The sequence below is a fragment of the Albidovulum sp. genome, assembly GCF_049646345.1.
Taxonomy (GTDB): Bacteria; Pseudomonadota; Alphaproteobacteria; order Rhodobacterales; family Rhodobacteraceae; genus Albidovulum.
This window is the reverse complement of sequence record NZ_JBARVQ010000121.1, coordinates 1-2,106: the sequence shown is the minus strand read 5'-3', so window position 1 is coordinate 2,106 and position 2,106 is coordinate 1. Positions and strand designations below refer to the sequence as shown.

The following is a 2,106-nucleotide window of genomic DNA, read 5'->3' as shown; positions in this document are numbered from 1 at the left end:
CGCGACGGTGTGCCGATAACGGAGATCACCGATGATCAGTTGGCCGTCGGTGAGGAAACCGATGGCTGGGTGGAGACGGCGCGGGCGACCGAGGCCGAGATCGCGGGGCGGGTGCGGCTGAACTATGTCGAGGCCGAGGGCGATTATGAGGCGCGCGCGGTCGAGGCGATTTTCCCCGATGAGGAAGTGCTGGGCATCGCTCAGTCGGAAATGTCGCTGGCCCTGATCCGGTCGGAGGGCCAGAAGACAGTCGAGCGGTGGTTGTCTGAGGCGCGGGTGTCGCGCGATGGCGCGCGGTTCGCGCTGCCGCCCTCGCTCGGCCATCTTGGAGCGGGCGATGTCGTGACGCTCGGATCGGCGGGAAGCTACCGCATTGACCGGGTGGAGCAGGCGGGCGCGATCGCGATTGACGCGGTGCGGGTGGAGCCGGGGGTCTATGAGGCCTCGGACGAGGCCGAGGAGCGGGTGACGGTGCGCAGCTTCGCACCGCCGGTTCCGGTCTTTTCGTTGTTCATGGACCTGCCGCTGATGAGTGGTGACGAGGTGCCGCATCAGCCGCATCTGGCGGTGACGGCGACGCCATGGCCGGGATCGGCCGCGGTTCATTCGTCGGACAGCGATTCGGGCTACACGCTCAACCGGCTGATCACGCGCGCCTCGGTGATCGGGCAGACCGAAACGGTTCTTTCTGCGGCCCGGCCGGGGGTGTGGGATCGGGGTGCCCCTTTGCGCGTCGTCATGTCGGGCGGAACCCTGAGTTCGGTCGGTGCAAGTCAGGTGCTGAACGGCGCCAATGTGATGGCCATCGGCGACGGCGATCCCGACAATTGGGAACTGTTCCAGTTCGCCGATGCAGTGTTGGTCGCACCCGATACCTACGCGTTGTCGATGCGTCTGAGGGGGCAGGCCGGGACCGATGCCGTATCGCCCGCAACCTGGCCTATCGGCTCTTATGTGGTGCTGATCAACGGCGCGCTCCAGCAGATCGACCTGCCTCTCAGTGCCCGCGATCTGGCGCGGCACTACCGGATCGGCCCGGGCACCCGGGCGGTGGATGATCCGTCCTATACTCATTCGGTCGCGGCGTTTTCAGGGATCGGCCTTCGGCCGCTTTCCCCCGCCCATCTGCGGGTGCGTCCGGGGAGTGCAGGGGCGGTTGATGTGACATGGATCCGCCGGACCCGGATCGATGGCGACAGCTGGTCGGGGGTTGATGTGCCCTTGGGCGAGAGTTTTGAGCGCTATCTGGTGCGGGTTGTGAAAGCGGGCAACCAGAAGCGCGAGGTCATCGTGCCACAGCCAATCTGGACCTATTCGGCGGGCGCGCAGGCCGCCGATGGCGTGACCGCGCCGTTTGAAATCCATGTGGCCCAGTTGTCGACCGCGTTCGGACCCGGCCCCTTCAGGAGGATCACTTTCGATGTCTAATACTACTCAGCTTGGCCTGCCTCTGGTGCAACCGGCGCAGGCCCAGAAACATGTGACCGTGAACGAGGCCTTCGCGCTGCTGGACGGGCTGGTGCAACTGGTCATCGCTTCGCGGAGCGTCACATTGCCCCCCATCTCCGTGATGGATGGCATCTGCTATGCCGTGCCTGTTGGCGCGGTGAACGAATGGTCGGGGCAGGACGGGCGGCTGGCTGTCGGTACCAATGGCGGGTGGGAATTCGTCGATCCGAAGCGGGGCTGGCGCGCGGTGATCCTCGACGAGGGGGAGGCGGCGATCCATGACGGGGCAGACTGGCGCGGCGGGATGACGACACTGTCACCGAACAATGCGGGCCTTGCCTTCAAGGTGAACGAGATTGACCACACGTTAGGCGCAGGGCCAGTGTCAACGACGGCGGTGATCATTCCTTCAAACGCGGTCGTGGTCGGCGTTACGGCGCGGGTGCTGACAACGATCACCGGCACACTGACCGGCTGGGCCCTGGGCAATCCCGGTGCGTCGGGGCGCTACGGGTCGGGGCTGGGTCTGGCGGCGGGGTCATTCGCACGCGGGGTGTTGGGGCACCCCACGGCCTTCTACCTGCCCGAGGCCATGCAACTGGATGCTGAGGGAGGTGATTTCGCTGGCGGATCGGTTCGCATCGCAGTGCACTATAT

The 2,106-nt window shown here is 65.8% G+C and carries 2 protein-coding genes; both read left to right on the top strand.

All coding sequences use genetic code 11. The features are described 5' to 3' along the window. Nucleotides 1-1,428, top strand: a 1,428-nt coding sequence (locus WBB85_RS03085) for a phage tail protein (RefSeq protein ID WP_432637155.1), incomplete at its 5' end; no start/stop codon positions are given. Then, nucleotides 1,421-2,106, top strand: a 686-nt coding sequence (locus WBB85_RS03080; RefSeq protein ID WP_432637154.1) for a DUF2793 domain-containing protein, incomplete at its 3' end; no start/stop codon positions are given. The genes WBB85_RS03085 and WBB85_RS03080, both read left to right, overlap by 8 nt.